The sequence below is a fragment of the Streptomyces sp. NPDC005438 genome, assembly GCF_040606315.1.
In the GTDB taxonomy this organism is placed as follows: domain Bacteria; phylum Actinomycetota; class Actinomycetes; order Streptomycetales; family Streptomycetaceae; genus Streptomyces.
The window spans coordinates 58176-75032 of record NZ_JBEXEP010000012.1; the positions used below are offsets into that span (position 1 = coordinate 58176).

The following is a 16857-nucleotide window of genomic DNA, read 5'->3' on the forward strand; positions in this document are numbered from 1 at the left end:
CGGATCGTGACCGGCCTCCGGGGCGCCCGCTCGGGCACCCCGGAGGCCGGGTCCGTCCAGGGGTCGCACCCGTCAAGGCACTGGAAGCGGCCCGTCCTCTGGCCGGCCGGTGGTCAGTGCGCCTGGGGAGTGGAGGAGCAGTCCACCCGGGAGGTGTCCGGGGACTCGGGCACCCACTCGACCGCCAGGTCGGTCCGGTTCTTGACCTTCAACTTGCGGAACACCTTGGTCAGATGCTGCTCCACCGTGCTGACCGTGATCAGCAGCTTGGCGGAGATCTCCCGGTTGGTGTAGCCCATCGAGGCCAGCGCGGCCACCCGGCGCTCGGACAGGGTGAGCGCCTCGACCGGCTGGTCCCGGGTGGGCGCCGGGGGCGTCGGGGTCCACCGGCCGGAGTGCGAGGCCAGCAACACCACCGGCACCTCGGCTCGCACCGCCTGCGGCGAGGGCCGCTGTTGGACGCCGCACTCCCGGGCCAGCCGTGCGGCCCGGTACGAGATCACCCGCGCCCGGCCGGTGTCACCGGCGTTCTGGTGGGCCTGGCTGAGGTCCTCCAGGGCGCTGGCCAGGGGCAACCGCGCTCCACGGGCCTGGAGGACCTCCACCGCCTCCTGGAGCATCGGCAGCCGGTCCGCCTCGTCCCGCGTGCCGGCCAGCACCCGCAGCGCGACGCCGTACGCCCTGGTCCTTCGCGGGCCCTCCAGCGCCAGTTGTTCCTCGGCGTGGTGCCGGGCGGCCTGGTGGTCGCCCAGCCGCAGGTGGGCCTGGGCCAGGTCGTTGCGCCAGTCGATGAACGAGGGGGTGTCGATGCCCCACTCGGTCATCAGCTCCCCGCAGTAGCGGAAGTCCTCCAGGGCGGCCCGGGGTTGCTCGGTCGCCAGGTGGAAGTGGCCCCGCGCCTGGAGCAGTTGGAGGCCGTAACGGCTCTGGTAGGTGCCCTCCGGCACCGGGGTACGCAGGTGGGCGCGGGCGCTGTCCAGGTCGCCCATGGCGGTGGCGGCCCGCAGCCGCAGGCTCAGCGGTGCCCCCGCGACCACCCCCAGGCCGTCGCCTCCGCCCAGGGAGAGGGCGCGCGCCGCGTACCGTTCGGACTCGGGCAGCTCCCCGGCCCGCAGGGCGATGTCCGCCCGGGCGGCGGCGAGGATCGACTGCCACTGGAGGACCCCGCGCCGCTCCGCCTCGGCCAACAGGTGGTCGCACCAGCGGGCGGCGACCGGCAGCTGGTCGTCCAGGGTCAGCGCCTGGAGGGCGCAGACCACCGCCTCCAGGGTGTCCTCGCCCAACAACGTGTCCTGGAGCACCTGTTCGGCGACCGTGTCGTACTGTTCGCGCTCGTGCGGCCCCTCGGTGAACAGCGTGCTCAGCAGCACCACCGCCTGGCTCCGGTGCCCGGGCAGCCGGACGGCCGGCCGCCCGCTCTGACGGGCCGTGAACTCGGTGCCGGGGGGCAGGAACCGGGGGAAGGTGCTGCGCAGCCAGTGTTCGGTGCTGGTGAGAACGGTCTCGGTGTACTCGTCACGGGGCGGTTCGAGACCGGCCAGGTGGTCGATGAGTTCGATGCCGTCCCGTACCCGGCCCTGCCTCATCCCCATCCGCAGCAGGGTGCCGACCTGGGCGGCGTCCAGCAGACCGTCGCGGTGCGCGTCCATCAGCGCGACCCAGTGCCGGTTGACGGCCTCGGGGTCGTAACGCTGCTCGGCCCGGGCCAACCGCAGGCGCAGCGCGGCCTGTTCGGTCGGGTCGGTGCTGAGGGAGAGGGCGAACTCCAGGTAGCGGACGGCCGCCCTCTCCTCGTCCCCGGCCAACGCCTCCTCGGCCGCGCGGAACAGTTCCGTCACCGCCCAGTCGGCGCTCACGGTCCTGGCGGACAGCAGGTGGTCGGCCGCCGCCCCGGGCTCGCCGTCCCTGCTCATCAACCGGGCGGCCCGGGTGTGCAGTTCGGTCAGTCCCGACGGTTCCAGGTCGTGGTAGACCGCCGCCTGGATCTCGGGGTGCCGGAACCGTCCGTCGACCAGCAGGGTCGCGGTGTTGAGCCCCTGGAGGGCGCGGGTGACCGCGTGGGTGTCCCAGTCCAGGAGTTCGGCGACCCTGCTGACCGAGCCGGAGTCGCCCAGTACGGCCATCGCCCGCGCGGCCTCCAGCACCTCGGGGCCGCTGCGGTGCAGGCAGGTCAGTACGGCCTGCCGGTAGCTCTCGCCCACCTGCCAGTCGCCGCCGGACCGGCTGAGGGAGTCGAGGTAGTCCTCCACCAGCGCCCGTACCAGGAGTTGGTTGCCGCCGCTGATCTGGTGCACGCCCCCGGCGATCTCCCGGGCCGTCTCCGGGCCCAGGTGGCGTGACAGCACCTCGACCACTCCCCCGACGGTGAGCGGGGCCAGCCGGAGCCGACAGAAGTGTGTCTGCCGGATCAACTCGATACGGCAGTTCGGGTAGCCGGCCCAGTCGTAGGAGGACTCGGCGAGGACCAGCATGACGCGCTCGGAACGGATGCGGTTGGCGAGGGACAGCAGCCACGCCAGAGAGGGACGGTCCGCCAGGTGCACGTCGTCGACGGCGATCACCACCGGTACCCGCTGGGAGAGTTCGAGCAGGGCACCCGTGGTCTGACGGTCACTCTCCCGCTCGACCTGCTCGGGGTTCAGCCCCTCGGTAGCCCCCTCGTCAGAGGGCAGGCAGTCCAGCAGTTGCCGCAGGACACCGTGGGGTTCGTCGGTCTCGGAACGGGCGGCGGTGGCGGTCAGGACCAGGCCTTTCCCCGCCTGGCAACGGTCGGTGAAGAATCGCAGGAGTTCCGTTTTCCCACTGGCCACCGCGCCACTCGCCAAAGCGATTCGACCGTGGCCTCGTACGCATTCCTCAAATGCCGTTTCGAGGAGTCGTATTTCGTGTTCCCGTTCCACCAACACCGTCGGGACTTACCTCCCCCCGCATTTCCATTGCGAATGCCAGGAAAACGGGGAGCCCGGCGCCGTGACCGAAAACGATCACTCAACCGAGGTCCCCAACGACCCGACGTTCGTCAGCTCACGGTAGTCGAGCCTCGTCACGTGCGGAAACTCTAGGCCTAGGCCTGCCGGGTGTAAACCCTTGACCCAGGGTTGGGGATCAGCCACCAGGGGCTGCCGCGCCAATGTCCCGAGAACCACAGCTGGCGACGACAACGTATCGACGGGCCGCCCCGGGGAATAACGCACCCCCTTCGGACAAGGTGGGCAGGCCATATGCGACGACGGTGATCGCGATTATGGACGACCGCTCACGAATACCCGGCAACGAGCCGTACACCAACCAGACACCATAACGAAACCCACGGGTCACATCGCGGCCGGGGCGGTGTCACCGAGACCGGGTCCACATCGCCGCGCCCCCACACCGGTCTCCACCTCCCCTCCAGCAACGGAAGCCTCAACTCCCCTTGGTCCGACGGCCGTTGACCGTACACGCCTGGGGTCACCCACCCGTCACCGACCCCGTGGACGGTGGACGAGATGGCGGCACCTCCAGGGGCGCGGTCAGCGCCGGCCCCGACCCCGGTACGACGTCAGCGCCCGCCGCAGCAGGGACCCGGCCATCGCGGCGAAGGGGCCGGGATCGTCACCCGCGAACCAGCGGGGTTCCCCTTCGGCCGACGCCTCCCGGAGTGGCCCGTCGGTCGCGCGCCCGCGCGGAGGGAGGGTCCGGGACGGCCGCCCCTCCCGAGGGGAGCCGGGTTGGGGAACGGTGCGGCCGGTGAGGTCGAGGTGCTGGGCGCGGACCGCGTCCATGTCCCCTTCTCCGGCCGGCCGCCGGTGGCCCGCGCCGGACCGGGCGTGGGCGTCCAGCAGCAGGAACGCTCCGGCCTCCCGGTCCCAGCGGAAGTCCAGGTCCAGCACTCCCTGGTAGCCGAGGGCGGCGGCGAGCGCGCGGGCGGTCTCCGTCAGGTCCCCGTACTCCCCCGCCGTGGCGCACGGGGAGGTGCCAGGCCGGGTCCGGGTTCCCGGTCCCGTACCGCCGAAGAGGAGCCGGCTGCGGGCGTCGAAGTAGCCATGGAAGGACCGGTCCCCACCCGGGGTGGGGGCCACGTACCGCTGGAGCAGCAACGGACTGCCGAGGTGCTGGCCGGCCGCGTACAACTCCCCCGCCTGGTCCGGGTGGTGGAGCACGGTGGTGGGTCGTGGCCCGTTCGCGGCGCCCAGCAGCCAGGGGCGGGCCCACTTCGCCACCACCGGTGGGCCCAGGGTGGCGGCGACCTCGACCGCCTGCCGCCCGTCCTCCACCAGCCGGGTCTCGGGGTGGGGCACCCCCAGTCGCGTACAGCCGAGGGCCAGTCGCTCCCAGTCCGCCACCTCCAGCACCTGGGGCAGGGACACCGACGGGACGAGGAACCGTCGGCCGAGCGCCTCGCGCAATCCGGCCACCGACAGCGCGCTCACCTGGTCCATCGGGATCAGCACCGCCGGACGCCCCAGTCGCTCACCGATACGCCAGAGGGTCCGGCGCAGCCCCTCGTGAGCGGGGTCCACCGTGGCGGGCGTCCAGGGGTGGACACGTTCCAGGTAGCGGGAGCGGCTGACCGGCCCCCGGGGAGCGGCCAGCAGGGCGTGCACCTCCACCCCGGCCCGGCCCAGGGAGCGGACGGCGCCGAGTGTCCGGTGGTCGAGGGGTTCGGGGTCCAGGCACAGCAACAGCGCCGGCACCTCCCGGGCGAAGTCCGGTGGTGGGACCTGGCCTGAGCCGCGCGGGCGGGAGGCGGGTTCCGGGATCTTCGGCGCCTCCCGGTGGTTCGCCGGACGCGGTGCGGACAAGGGGGGTGAAGCGGTCATGGCGCGGCTCCAGGACGGACCGGGTGGGCAACGGGTCTCACGAGGGGGCGGGGTGGGTGGAGTGGGGGGCCGTCGTGGCGGAGCACCGGATGCGACGCCGCCTCCGGGGGCCGGTGTCCGGTTCGCCGGCCACCGGCGCCGGTGGAGGGGCGGCCGGGCCGGCTCCACGACCTGGCCTTCGCCCGGCGGCGACCCGCGGCGCCGGGGCACCTGGGGGGCGGAGCGAACGGTCAGGTCAGGGGCGTACGCCGGGACGGGCCAGCCCCGAATGGCGCTCAGTGGCGGTGGGGGGATGCCGGGGTCAGGGCGGTGAGCGCTGCGCCACCGGCGCACAGCGGGTTCGGGCTCCTCGCCCGCCATCCGGGCGGGCCGGGTCGTCGGCCGCCCCGTCGACCAGCGCCGGCGACCGTGCCGGAGGGGCCGGCCGCGCGGTGGGGCGGTTCGGACGGGTTGGGGCGCGGTCACCCCGGCCTGCGTACGCGCCGGTCATGGGCGCACGCCCTCCTCCACGGGCGGGGCGGTCGGCGCGTGGCGGGCGAGCAGGTCGTGGTAGAGGCGCAGTACGGCCGAGGTGGTGCGGTCGACGGCGAAGCCGGCGCGCACGTGCTGGTGACCGGTCCGCCCCAGAGCGGCGAGGCGACCGGGGTCGGCCAGCAGGGTGGTCAACGCCCCGGCCAGGGCCGCCGGTTGGCCGGGTGGGACCAGACAGGAGCGACGTAGTTCGGCGGGGAGGCTCTCGCGGGCGCCGGCGACATCGGTGAGCAGCACAGGCCGGCCGACGGCCATCGCCTCCAGGGGGACCAGCGCCATGCCCTCCCAGCGCGAGGCCGACACCACCAGGTCGGCGGCGGTGTACCACAGTTCCGGCTCGTCGGTGTGCGGCACCAGTGCCACCCGGGAGGGGCGCGCCCCGTGCAGGGCGTCCCGGTCGGGGCCGTCGCCGACCAGGGCGAGGTAGGCCTCGGGCAACCGGGTGCGCACCGTGGACCAGGCCTCCAGCAGCAGGTCCTGTCCCTTCTGCGGGCACAGTCGGCCCACGCAGACCGCCAACGGGGCCCGGGGGTCGATGCCGTGGTGCCGCCTCAGCCGGGCGCGGGCCTCGGCGCGGTCGCCGTCCTCCGCGTACCGGAAGCGCCCCAGGTCCACCCCGTTACGGATCACGGTCCAGCAGCCGCGTACCTGTTGGGAACGCCCGTGGAGCCGTTCGCCCTCGCTGACGCACAGGACGCGGTCGGCCCAGCGGGTGGCGAACCTCTCCCAGCCCAGGGTCAGTGCGGAGGTGAGGCCCGGCGCCGTGTCGAAGGACCAGCCGTGCGGCTGGTAGACGGTGGGGAGCCGGCCACGTACGGCGAGCCGGCCGGCCAGTCCGGCCCGGACTCCGTGCAGATGCGCCAGGTGGGGCAGCCACCGGTCGACCAGTCGGGACGCCTCCAGGGCCTCGCGGGGCATCCCCGGTCCCGGTTCGCGCCGGGTGGCCCAGGGCACGACCCGGGCCCCGGCCTCCCGTGCGGTCGTGGGCAGTTCGCCTTCAGCGGGGCAGGCGACCACGGCGTGGACACCGGCCCTGGTCTGCGCCCGGACCAGGTCGGTGACGACTCGGGCGACACCGCCGGTGCTCGGGTGGGCCAGGTGCAGCACCGTCAACGGTTGTGGTGCGGGCGTCTGTCTGGACATGGGGGCTCCCGACACGGTGGCTGGGTGGGGGTACGGCCGGGCCCGGGTGGGGCCGGGGGTCAGCGTCGTGCGGTGGCCGCCAGGAACAGGGCGGCCAGCTGGAAGTCGTCTCCCCGGGTGGACAGGTCCACCCGGAGGCCCTCGCCGCCTCGGGCCAGGGCCGGGGTCAGGTCCAGCACGTCGGAGTCGTAACCGAGGGTGTTGGGGTAGGCGGGGGTGCCCCGGGTGGCCCGCCCCCGGTCGGAGAGGGTGGAGTTCAGTACGTCTCCGGCCGGGTTGGCCTTGTCGTGGAGGCGGACCCCGCTTCCCGAACCGGCCCGGGCGTGGAGGGAGTCGTGCCCCTGGCCCCGGTCGCCGTCGTAGGCCACGAGGCCGAGGGTTCCCGAGGCCCGGGCGGGGAACCGGGGCCTGGGCAGGGTGACCGACAGCCGGTCACGGCGGTCGTGCAGTCGCTCGTAGCCGTCCCAGACGGCCAGTTCGCGCAGGGGCTCCCGGTCGTCCTCGTAGGTGACGACCAGGGTCCATCCGCCCCAGGTGCCGGAGGCCGAGTGCCCGGTGGCGACGTTCACCTCGGCCACGGTGTACGGGCCGGCGCCGGCATCCCGCACCAGGGCGGTGACGTCGGCGGAGGCGGTGTAGCCGTCGGGGTCACGGCCCCCGGAGCCCCGGTGGCGGCCGATGGTGGAGTCGGCCCGTACCCGCTTGTAGGAGCCGCCCGGCTCGGCGAACAGCACCCACCCGTTGTCCCGTGCCGGTCGCCGTTCGTCGGCCCGCAGGTTGCCGCCCCAGTACAGGCGCGCGTAGGAGACCCGGGCGCGGTGGGGCAGCCCCAGCTCCGCCCGGCTGGAGTTGCGGGTCTCCCGGTCGTCGTCCACGTCGACGTGGGTCATCCGGTAGTCGTTGTTCCGGCCACCGCGCAGGGTGCCGGGGGCGCAGCGGTCAGCTGTGGCGGTGACCGCCTTCTCGCAGGTGACGACGGTGTTGGCGGCGCGTACCAGCCCCCCGTGCTGCACCGCCCGGTACCGCTCGGTGAAGGGGACGCGGGAGCGTTCCCTCGGGTCGGGGGTGGCCACGGAGTGGGGAAGGGCCAGGGCCACCGCCAGGGCACCCACGACGCAGCAGGCTCTCCGGCTGGCGTGCCCCGGGTCGGTACGCATGACTCGCCTCCGCATTCCTCGGCGCTCCTCGGCGTCCATCGGTGGAAACCGGGACTGACCATGACATATGCGCGCGGGGCAAGGAGGTGAGGCGCGCATCAACGCGCCGAGCGAGCACGGGACGGGCGCAACCGTAGGTTCATCGGACCGCGCTCTCGGAGGGGCCGTCGTCCCGTCACCGGGGTCGAGCGAATTCGCCGAACTCCTCGGCCACAGCCCATGTCCCCGGCCGGGCCTGATCGTTGAGGAGGTTGTCCCATACACAAGCGGAAAGGAAGACGGAGAATGAACCGAGTCTCCAAGGCAGCCACCCTCACCGCCGCCAGCTGCGCGGTCCTCCTGGGCGGCGCCGGTGCAGCCGCCGCCCACGACGGTGGTGGCGCCGGCGCCCAGGGTGTCGCCGCCCACTCCCCCGGTGTCGCCAGCGGCAACGTGCTGCAGGTCCCGGTGCACATCCCGGTCAACCTGTGCGGCAACTCGATCAACGTGATCGGCCTGCTGAACCCCAGCTTCGGCAACAGCTGCGTCAACGACGCCGGCCACTCGCACAAGTGACGGCGCGGGCCCAACGTCCCGGTGGGACCGGGGAGTTGGGCCTGACCGGCAGGGTGAACCGCGCGATGGGCGCCCCACCGTCTTCGGTGGGGCGCCCATCGGCGCGTGCGGGGGCGGGCCGGGCGCGGTTCAGCGGATGTTGACGCCGGAGATGGTGCGGGCGATGACCAGGCGCTGGATCTCGCTGCTGCCCTCGAAGATGGTGTAGATGGCCGCGTCGCGGTGCATCCGCTCCACCGGGTACTCCCGGGTGAAGCCGTTGCCCCCGAGGATCTGGATGGCCTGCCCGGTCACCTTCTTCGCCACCTCGCTGGCGTACAGCTTGGACATCGAGCCCTCGGCCGACTCGAAGGGCTTGCCGGCGGAGGCCATCCACGAGGCCCGCCACACCAGCATCCGCGCGGCGTCGATCTGGGTGCGCATGTCGGCGAGTTGGAAGGCCACGCCCTGGTTGTCGATGATCGGGCGACCGAACTGCACCCGGGTCTTGGCGTAGTCCAGGGCGACCTCGTACGCGGCCCGGGCGGTGCCCACGGCCATGGCCCCGACCGCCGGGCGGGACGCCTCGAAGGTCGCCATCGCCGCGTTCTTGACCCGCTCCCCGCCTCCCTTGGCGCGCTCCCGGGCGCGGGCCAGTCGCTCGTCCAGCTTGTCCTTGCCGCCCAGCAGGCACGACCCGGGCACCCGTACGTCGTCCAACACCACCTCGGCGGTGTGGGAGGCGCGGATGCCGTGCTTGAGGAACTTCTGCCCCTGCGACAGTCCGGGCGTGCCCGGCGGCACGATGAACGAGGCGTGCCCCTTGGAGCCCAGTTCGGAGTCGACCACCGCGACCACCACGTGGACGTTGGCTATCCCCCCGTTGGTGGCCCAGGTCTTGGTGCCGTTGAGGACCCACTCGTCCTTGGCCTCGTCGTAGACGGCGCGGGTGCGCATGGCGGCGACGTCGGACCCGGCGTCCGGCTCGGAGGAGCAGAAGGCCGCCACCTTCACGTCGTTGACGTCCCCGTACATCTGGGGGATCCAGGTGCCGATCTGCTCCTCGGTACCGTTGGCGAGCACGCCCACCGCCGCCAGGCCGGTGCCCACGATGGACAGCGCGATCCCCGCGTCGCCCCAGAACAGCTCCTCCATGGTCATGGGGACGCTCAGCCCGGTGGGGTCGAAGTACTGCTGCGCGTAGAAGTCCAGCGAGTAGAGCCCGATCTTGGCCGCCTCCTGGATGATCGGCCAGGGAGTCTCCTCGCGCTCGTCCCATTCGGCGGCGGCGGGCCGGATCACGTCGGCCGCGAAGCCGTGGATCCATTCCCGTACGGACTTCTGGTCGTCATTGAGGTCAAGGGCGAAGTCGGTCATGGGTCCCTCCGAGCGGGCTTACTTTCGGTAACTCGGAGTCTGTTACCGGCGAGTAGAGCATGTCAACCTCCTGGCCAGGGCGAAAAGACCAAAGCGGCGAATGTTACGTTGCGGCCGGGAACGGCTTCACGGTGGGGAGGACGCATGAGCGCACGGGACCAACAGGACGGCACCGAACGCAGACGCCGGGAACTGCTGGAGGCGGCGAACCGCGTGGTCCTCCGCGACGGCCCCGGCGCCTCCATGAACGCCATCGCCGCCGAGGCCGGCATCACCAAACCCATCCTCTACCGCCACTTCGGCGACAAGGGCGGGCTCTACCGCGCCCTGGCCGTACGCCACACCGACGCCCTGCTCGAAGGCCTCCGCCAGGCCCTGGACCAGCCCGGCGACCGCCGACAGCGCGTGGAGAACACCCTCGACACCTACCTGGCCGCCATCGAGGCGCACCCCCAGGTCTACCGCTTCCTGATGCACCCCGAGGGCGAGGCCGGGGAGGAGAACGGCCTCGGCAACGGCCAGCACCAGAGCCCCCTGTTGCGGCGCATGGGCGAGGAGTTGGGCACGGTCATCGTCGAGCGACTGGAGATGGACGGAGCGCACGGGCCGGAGCAGGCCCGGATCTGGGGGCACGGCATCGTCGGGATGATGCACGCCGCGGGCGACTGGTGGCTGGGCCAACAGCCCTGTTCCCGCCAGGAGTTGGTGCGTACCCTCGCCGACCTGCTGTGGGGCGGGCTGGCCGAGGCCAAGGACCGCCAGGGAGCGCCCGCCTTCTGACCCGACGACCCCGGCCGGCACGTACCCGCGTCCGGCTCCCTCGGAGGCGCCCGCACCTCCAGCGCACCTGCCCGGAGGCGGCGGAAAGGCGCCCGGTCCGGGACGGCGCGACACGGGTTCGGAGGGGGGCCCGTCGGGTGGCGCGGTCGGTGGCACCGCCGTGGCTCGATAGGCTGGAGCCCGATCTCAGGGCAAGGGGGTCTGTCTCTTTCGGTCATCGCCGGGCTCGCGTGCCCTGGCACCGTGCCTCGCGGCGCTGGCAGGGGTGCCGTCGGTCACCGGTGTGCGCCGACTGGCGACGCATCGGATTCCTCCTCGACCTTGCGATCCACGGCACCAGAACGCGCTCACTGATCCAACACGAGCAAGAAGAAACCCCCTAGGAGGGACCAGGGCGATGGCAGGAAACACGGAGCCGCTGTCGACGCGCGCCAAGTTCGCCGTCACGGCAGGCAAGGCGGCCTCGGCGGTATCACGTGCCGCCGGTCGGGGAAGCGGATCGGTCATCGGGGGCAAGGTCGCGCTGCGGCTCGACCCCGACCTGCTGGCCCGGTTGGCCCGCCATCTCGACGTGGTGCTGGTGTCGGCCACCAACGGCAAGACCACCACCACCCGGCTGATCGCCGAGGCGCTGCGGGCCCACGGCGAGGTCGTCTCCAACGCGCTGGGCGCCAACATGCCGGCCGGCATCACCTCCGCGCTGGCCGGCGGGTCCAGCGCCCAGTACGGGGTCATCGAGGTGGACGAGAAGTACCTGGCAGGGGTGGCCAGGGACGTCGGCCCCAAGGCGATCGCCCTGCTCAACCTCTCCCGCGACCAGTTGGACCGGGCCGCCGAGACGCGGATGCTGGCCGAGCGGTGGCGCGAGGGGCTGGCCGACCTCAAGGCCACGGTGATCGCCAACGCCGACGACCCCCTGGTGGTGTGGGCGGCGTCCTCCTCCCCCAACGTGGTGTGGGTGGCCGCCGGGCAGGAGTGGAAGGACGACGCCTGGTCCTGCCCCTCCTGTGGCGGCGTGATGCAGCGGCCCGGGGACGACTGGTTCTGCGGTGAGTGCGGTTTCCGCCGTCCCACCCCCACCTGGGCCCTGCACGGGGAGCAGGTGGTCGACCCGCAGGGGGTGGGCTGGCCCATCCGGCTCCAGCTCCCCGGCCGGGCCAACCGCGCCAACGCGGCCACCTCCACCGCGGTGGCGGCCGTCTTCGGGGTGCCGCCCCAGCAGGCGCTGGAGCGGATGTACTCGGTGACGGCGGTCGCCGGCCGCTACGACGTGGTCACCTACCAGGGGCGGAACGTACGGCTGCTGCTGGCCAAGAACCCGGCCGGCTGGCTGGAGACCTTCTCCCTGATCGACCCCCCGCCCACCCCCGTACTGCTGTCGGTCAACGCCCGCTCGGCCGACGGCACCGACACCTCGTGGCTGTGGGACGTGGACTACTCCCGACTGGCCGGGCACCCCATCCGGGTCATCGGTGACCGCAAGCTCGACCTCGCGGTACGCCTGGAGGTGGCGGGCGTGGACTTCGAGGTCTGTCAGGACGCGGCCGAGGCGGTGCGCGGCTGCCCGCCCGGGCAGATCGAGGCCATCGCCAACTACACGGCCTTCCAGGACCTGCGCCGCGCCGTCGGCAACTGACCCCGCGTAGCACTCACGGGAGAGGGACAGCGATCATGAACGACATGGCACTGAGGATCGTGTGGGTCTACCCGGACCTACTGAGCACCTACGGCGACCAGGGCAACGCCCTGGTCCTGGAACGACGGGCCCAGCAGCGGAGGTTGACCGTACAGCGTCGGGACGTCCGTTCCGACCAGGCGATCCCCACTGACGGGGACATCTATCTGATCGGCGGCGGTGAGGACCGGCCCCAGCGGCTGGCCGCCGAACGTCTGCGCCGCGACGGCGGGTTGAACCGCGCCAGCGACAACGGCGCGATCATCTTCTCGGTGTGCGCCGGCTACCAGATCCTGGGGCACGAGTTCGTCAACGACCTCGGCCAGCGCGAGCAGGGCCTCGGCCTGCTGGACGTGACCAGCGGTCGGGGCGAGGCCGAGCGCTGCGTCGGCGACGTGCTGGGCGACGTCGACTCCCGGCTGGGCCTGCCCGCGCTCACCGGCTTCGAGAACCACCAGGGCGTGACCCACCTGGGGCCGCACGCCCGCCCGTTCGCCCAGGTACGGCTGGGCAAGGGCAACGGCGTCGGCGACGGCACCGAGGGCGCCTGGAACGGCACCGTCTTCGGCACCTACCTGCACGGCCCGGTGCTCGCCCGCAACCCGCAGATCGCGGACCTGCTGATCCGGCTGGCGCTGGAGGTCAACAACCTCAACCCGGTGGACGAGACCTGGTACGAGGCGCTGCGCGCGGAGCGCATCGCCGCCGCACAGGCCGTCTGACCCCCCGCCCCCGGTCCACGGGGGCACGGACGACGGTACGTATGGCCCCCACGCCCTCGGGTGCGGGGGCCATACGTACCCTGGTGGCCGAGGATCGGAGTACGGATGGATCACGGCCACGACGGGATGGACCTGCCCCCCTTCACCCTGGGGCGGGGACTGGAGTTCACCGGGGAGCCGTTCTTCCTGACCGGCTGCCTGCTGGCGCTGGGTCTGTACCTGTGGGGCGTCGTCCGGCTGCGGCGCCGGGGGGACGAATGGCCCTGGGGGCGCACCTGCGGGTTCGTGGTCGGGGTGCTGACCGTGGCGCTGGTGATGTGCACCGGTCTGGGCGACTACGGCATGGTGCTGTTCAGCGTCCACATGGTGCAGCACATGGTGGTCAGTATGCTCTCGCCGATTCTGCTGCTGCTGGGGGCGCCGGTGACCCTCGCCCTGCGCGCGCTGCCCGCCTCGGCGGGCTCCGGCCGGGGCCCGCGCGAGCTGCTGGTGGCCCTGCTGCACAGCCGCTACCTGCGGGTGGTGACCCATCCGGCGTTCACCATCCCGCTGTTCATCGCCAGCCTCTACGCGCTGTACTTCACCCCGCTGTTCGACACCCTGATGCGCACCCAGCCGGGCCACCTGGCGATGATGGTGCACTTCCTGGCGGTGGGCCTGGTGTTCTTCTGGCCGATCATGGGCGTGGACCCGGGTCCGCACCGGCCGGGGTACGTGATGCGGATGCTGGAGCTGTTCGCCGGAATGCCCTTCCACGCGTTCTTCGGGATCGCGCTGATGATGGGCACCGAACCCATGGTGAGCACCTTCGCCCACCCCCCGGCCTCGCTGGGGGTCAGCGCCCTGGAGGACCAGCAGGCGGCCGGGGGCATCGCCTGGGCCTTCAGCGAGATCCCCTCACTGTTCGTGCTGCTGGCGCTGCTGTTCCAGTGGTACATGTCCGAGCAGCGGCAGGCCCGTCGGGCCGACCGGGCGGCGGACCGCGACGGGGACGCCGAGTTGGCCGCGTACAACGCCTACCTCGCCTCGCTGCGCACCCGCTGACGGCGGGCACCGCCCAGCAGTGGCGTACCCGTCACTCAGCGGGGACCATGGAGTACTGGACCGTGGTCACCCCACGGTCACGGTGCCTGGGTGCGGCGACCGCGAGAAGGGTGCTGAGATGACGGGTTCGACGAAGGCGATGGCGCTGTGCACGATCGTGGCCCTGGTGTTGGTCTCGGCCTACTCGGCGGTGCTCGGCGGTAACGGTTGGCTGTGGTTCTCCTGGGTGGTGCTGGGCCTGACCACCCTGGGCACGCTGACCATGTCGGAGAGCTGACCCGGCCGACCCCACGGAGAGCCTTCCGTGCGCGCCCCCTCCCGGGGTGGCCGCCCGGGAGGTTACGGTGCCACGCACCGTGACTCTCTGGGAGGCCGGAGTTGTTCTACTACCTGTGCAAGTACGTGCTGCTGGGTCCCGCGCTACGGGTGGCGTTCCGCCCCCGCATCGAGGGCCTGGAGCACGTTCCGGCGGAGGGCCCAGCGATCGTCGCGGGCAACCACCTGTCGTTCTCCGACCACTTCCTGATGCCGGCGATGCTGCACCGCAGGATCACCTTCCTCGCCAAGGCGGAGTACTTCAACGGGCCGGGGCTGAAAGGCCGGTTGACCGCCGCGTTCTTCCGCAGCGTCGGGCAGATCCCGGTGGACCGGCGGGGCCGCAGGGCCGCGCAGGCCGCGATCGAGGAGGGGCTGGGGGTGCTGTCCCGGGGCGAGCTGCTGGGCATCTACCCCGAGGGCACCCGCTCCCACGACGGCCGGCTCTACAAGGGCCGGGTGGGGGTGGCGTCGATGGCCCTCCAGGCCGGGGTCCCGGTGATCCCCTGCGCCATGGTCGGCACCTTCGAGGTGCAACCACCGGGACGGAAGATCCCCAAGCTGGGCCGGGTCACCATTCGGTTCGGCGAGCCCCTGGACTTCTCCCGGCACGCCGGGATGGAGAACGAGCGGGCGGTGCTGCGGGCGGTGACCGACGAGATCATGGGCGAGATCCTGCGGCTGTCGGGCCAGGAGTACGTGGACATGTACGCCCCGGACGCCAAGGCCGCCCAGCAGGCGGCCCGTGCCGAGGACAACTCGGCCGGCTGAACCGGGGCCACACCGTACGGAGTTGTCCCCGCTCCCCCGCTGGCGAAGGCCCTGCGCCCCGCCGCCCGCACGGGACAAGGGAGGCGGGGGCGGGCCCTCCGGGCCCGCCCCCGCCTGTGGTGACGGTTATTCGGTTGTCAGCGACCGGTCACCCGGCACGGCTCAGCGCACGGTGGGCAGCCCCGGCAGCGGGGCACCCTTCTTCGCCTTGGAGCTGGCCGTCTCGCCCTCCTCGGGGGTGGGCGTCTGGTGCGGGGCGCAGGTCACGTCCTTCTTGTCGACCTTGCCCTTCAGCAGGTAGTTGTCCACCCGCTTGTTGATGCAGGAGTTCTCCCAGGTGGTCACACCGTGGGAACCGGCGTTCTCCTCGGTGATCAGACGGGAGCCCTTGAGGCGCTTGTGGAGTTCCACCGCGCCCTCGTACGGGGTGGCCGCGTCCCGCTCGGACTGCACCAGCAGGGTCGAGGGGAGCTTCTTGGCGCCCACCTCGATGGGCCGGTACTGCTTGCCCCAGGTGGCGCAGGGCAGGTTCATCCAGGTGTTGGACCAGGTCAGGAAGGGGTAGTCCTTGTGCAGCCGCTCGCTGTCACGGTCCCACTTCTTCCAGCTGCGGGGCCACTTGGCGTCGGTGCACTCCACCGCGTTGTAGACGGCGGTGCCGTTCTCGCTGGCGATGTTGCCGGCGGTGTCGTCCATGTCGGGCGAGGCGGCGTCGATCAGCGGCTGTTCGTCACCCTTGATGTAGGCGGACCAGATCTTGGCGACCTCGGCCCACATCTCGTCGTAGTAGGGCGCGCCCTGGAAGAAGCCGAGCAGCTCCTCGGGACCGACCTGGCCGCCGAGGGGCTCCTTCTTCACGGTGGCCCGCAGCTTGTCCCACTGCTTCTGGACCTGCTGGGCGGAGCTGCCGATGCCGTAGGTGTCGTCGTGCTTGGCGACCCACTTCGTCCAGTCCTCCCAGCGCGTCTGGAAGGCGACGTTCTGGTTGAGGTTGGCCTGGTACCAGATGTTGTCCCGGGCCGGGTTGACGACGCTGTCCAGGAGCAGTCGGCGCACGTGCTCCGGGAACAGGGTGGCGTACACGCCGCCCAGGTAGGTGCCGTAGGAGACACCGATGAAGTTGAGCTTCTTGTCGCCCAGGGCGGCACGCAACACGTCCAGGTCACGGGCGGTGTTGGTGGTCGTCATGTGCGGCAGCATGGCGCCGCTGCGCTCACGGCAGCCCTCGGAGTACTCCTTGGCGCGCTTGCGCCCGGCGAGCTTGTCGGCCTCGCTGTCGGGCACCGGGTCGGGCTTGGGCGCCTTCACGCTCTCCTGCGGGTCCATGCAGGAGATGGGGGCGGAGTGGCCGACGCCCCGGGGCTCGAAGCCGACGAAGTCGTACGCCTTGGCGGCCTTGGTCCACAGGGGGTTCTCGGTGGTGACGCGGGTGGGGAAGCGGAGGCCGGAGCCGCCGGGACCACCGGGGTTGTAGAGCAGGGAGCCCTGTCGCTCGGACTTGCTCCCGGTGGACTCGGCCCGGTCCACGGCGATCTTGATGGTCTTGCCGTTGGGCTTCTTGTAGTCGACCGGCACGGTGACGAATCCGCACTTGATCGGGTCCGCGACGCCCCAGTCCTCGGGGCAGGTCTTCCAGTCGATGCCCTTGGCGGCGGCACGCTTGGCGGCGATCTTCACGCCCCGCGCCTCGGCAGCGCTCTGGGCGGGCTTGCCATGGTTCTTCTCGCTGTCACCGGCGAGCGCGGACGGCGCGGCGAGGGAGACGGCGGTCAGGGTACTCGCGGCCACTACTCCCGCGGTACCCCATGCTATGACGCGCTTTCTCACAATCTGTTCCCCCTTGTTCGGGTGGGTGGCCCGCCCTCGTTCGTTGGTGGCGTCGTGGGCGGTCTCCTGGTGGGCGATCTCAGGGCGGATACTTCCGTCTCCTCCCGGGCGAGCGGTAGCACACGATAATGATCTTTACCAAGACGTGAATCAGCCGGCCATCCGGGGGCGGCGCAGAA

General features: G+C 72.0%; 13 protein-coding genes. 7 read left to right on the forward strand and 6 right to left on the reverse strand.

Annotated features, from left to right (window positions below):
• Positions 1 to 113: 113 nt before the first annotated feature.
• The 4 genes from ABZT14_RS22405 to ABZT14_RS22420 form a co-directional block, all read right to left on the reverse strand.
• The gene (locus ABZT14_RS22405; protein ID WP_356305551.1) at positions 114 to 2906 is read right to left on the reverse strand and encodes an AAA family ATPase; all 2793 of its coding nucleotides are present in this window, start codon (positions 2904 to 2906) and stop codon (positions 114 to 116) included.
• A gap of 606 nt (positions 2907 to 3512) precedes the next feature.
• Positions 3513 to 4802 carry an ATP-grasp domain-containing protein gene (locus ABZT14_RS22410; RefSeq protein ID WP_356305553.1) on the reverse strand — a complete coding sequence of 430 codons (1290 nt, stop codon included), beginning with the start codon at positions 4800 to 4802 and terminating at the stop codon, positions 3513 to 3515.
• Positions 4803 to 5288: 486 nt separating this feature from the next.
• The gene (locus tag ABZT14_RS22415; RefSeq protein WP_356305555.1) at positions 5289 to 6476 is read right to left on the reverse strand and encodes a glycosyltransferase family 4 protein; all 1188 of its coding nucleotides are present in this window, start codon (positions 6474 to 6476) and stop codon (positions 5289 to 5291) included.
• Between the two features lie 59 nt (positions 6477 to 6535).
• Positions 6536 to 7648, reverse strand: a complete 1113-nt coding sequence (locus ABZT14_RS22420) for a hypothetical protein (RefSeq protein ID WP_356305557.1) — start codon at positions 7646 to 7648, stop codon at positions 6536 to 6538.
• A gap of 270 nt (positions 7649 to 7918) precedes the next feature.
• Here ABZT14_RS22420 and ABZT14_RS22425 point away from each other — a divergent pair, with 270 nt between their 5' ends.
• Positions 7919 to 8188 (forward strand): chaplin, encoded by a 270-nt coding sequence (locus ABZT14_RS22425; RefSeq protein WP_356305559.1) that lies wholly within the window; start codon positions 7919 to 7921, stop codon positions 8186 to 8188.
• Positions 8189 to 8317: 129 nt separating this feature from the next.
• On the opposite strand, the gene ABZT14_RS22430 is transcribed toward ABZT14_RS22425, so the two are convergent.
• Positions 8318 to 9544, reverse strand: coding sequence for an acyl-CoA dehydrogenase family protein (locus ABZT14_RS22430; RefSeq protein WP_356305562.1), 1227 nt, complete (start codon positions 9542 to 9544; stop codon positions 8318 to 8320).
• A 144-nt stretch (positions 9545 to 9688) separates the two neighbouring features.
• Here ABZT14_RS22430 and ABZT14_RS22435 point away from each other — a divergent pair, with 144 nt between their 5' ends.
• The 6 genes from ABZT14_RS22435 to ABZT14_RS22460 all read left to right on the forward strand — a co-directional run bounded on the left by ABZT14_RS22435 (position 9689) and on the right by ABZT14_RS22460 (position 14851).
• The gene (locus ABZT14_RS22435; protein WP_356305564.1) at positions 9689 to 10324 is read left to right on the forward strand and encodes a TetR family transcriptional regulator; all 636 of its coding nucleotides are present in this window, start codon (positions 9689 to 9691) and stop codon (positions 10322 to 10324) included.
• A gap of 397 nt (positions 10325 to 10721) precedes the next feature.
• Complete coding sequence (locus ABZT14_RS22440; RefSeq protein ID WP_356305566.1) at positions 10722 to 11960, forward strand: MurT ligase domain-containing protein; 1239 nt, start codon at positions 10722 to 10724, stop codon at positions 11958 to 11960.
• 35 nt (positions 11961 to 11995) lie between these two features.
• Entirely contained in the window at positions 11996 to 12721 is a 726-nt protein-coding gene (locus tag ABZT14_RS22445; RefSeq protein ID WP_356305568.1) for a glutamine amidotransferase, read from the forward strand.
• Positions 12722 to 12826: 105 nt separating this feature from the next.
• Positions 12827 to 13765 carry a cytochrome c oxidase assembly protein gene (locus tag ABZT14_RS22450; RefSeq protein ID WP_356305570.1) on the forward strand — a complete coding sequence of 313 codons (939 nt, stop codon included), beginning with the start codon at positions 12827 to 12829 and terminating at the stop codon, positions 13763 to 13765.
• A gap of 118 nt (positions 13766 to 13883) precedes the next feature.
• Complete coding sequence (locus tag ABZT14_RS22455) at positions 13884 to 14042, forward strand: hypothetical protein (RefSeq protein WP_356305572.1); 159 nt, start codon at positions 13884 to 13886, stop codon at positions 14040 to 14042.
• Positions 14043 to 14143: 101 nt separating this feature from the next.
• Positions 14144 to 14851 (forward strand): lysophospholipid acyltransferase family protein, encoded by a 708-nt coding sequence (locus ABZT14_RS22460; RefSeq protein WP_356305574.1) that lies wholly within the window; start codon positions 14144 to 14146, stop codon positions 14849 to 14851.
• 162 nt (positions 14852 to 15013) lie between these two features.
• Here the strand turns inward: ABZT14_RS22460 and ABZT14_RS22465 are convergent, their stop codons facing one another.
• Complete coding sequence (locus tag ABZT14_RS22465; RefSeq protein WP_356305576.1) at positions 15014 to 16639, reverse strand: alpha/beta hydrolase; 1626 nt, start codon at positions 16637 to 16639, stop codon at positions 15014 to 15016.
• Positions 16640 to 16857 lie beyond the last annotated feature (218 nt).

Coding starts and splice junctions, on each gene's coding strand:
- ABZT14_RS22425 (WP_356305559.1), top strand. CDS start 7,919: ATGAACCGAGTCTCCAAGGCAGCCACCCTCACCGCCGCCAGCTGCGCG.
- ABZT14_RS22455 (WP_356305572.1), top strand. CDS start 13,884: ATGACGGGTTCGACGAAGGCGATGGCGCTGTGCACGATCGTGGCCCTG.
- ABZT14_RS22440 (WP_356305566.1), top strand. CDS start 10,722: ATGGCAGGAAACACGGAGCCGCTGTCGACGCGCGCCAAGTTCGCCGTC.
- ABZT14_RS22410 (WP_356305553.1), bottom strand. CDS start 4,802: ATGACCGCTTCACCCCCCTTGTCCGCACCGCGTCCGGCGAACCACCGG.
- ABZT14_RS22420 (WP_356305557.1), bottom strand. CDS start 7,648: ATGCGGAGGCGAGTCATGCGTACCGACCCGGGGCACGCCAGCCGGAGA.
- ABZT14_RS22415 (WP_356305555.1), bottom strand. CDS start 6,476: ATGTCCAGACAGACGCCCGCACCACAACCGTTGACGGTGCTGCACCTG.
- ABZT14_RS22445 (WP_356305568.1), top strand. CDS start 11,996: ATGAACGACATGGCACTGAGGATCGTGTGGGTCTACCCGGACCTACTG.
- ABZT14_RS22435 (WP_356305564.1), top strand. CDS start 9,689: ATGAGCGCACGGGACCAACAGGACGGCACCGAACGCAGACGCCGGGAA.
- ABZT14_RS22450 (WP_356305570.1), top strand. CDS start 12,827: ATGGATCACGGCCACGACGGGATGGACCTGCCCCCCTTCACCCTGGGG.
- ABZT14_RS22430 (WP_356305562.1), bottom strand. CDS start 9,544: ATGACCGACTTCGCCCTTGACCTCAATGACGACCAGAAGTCCGTACGG.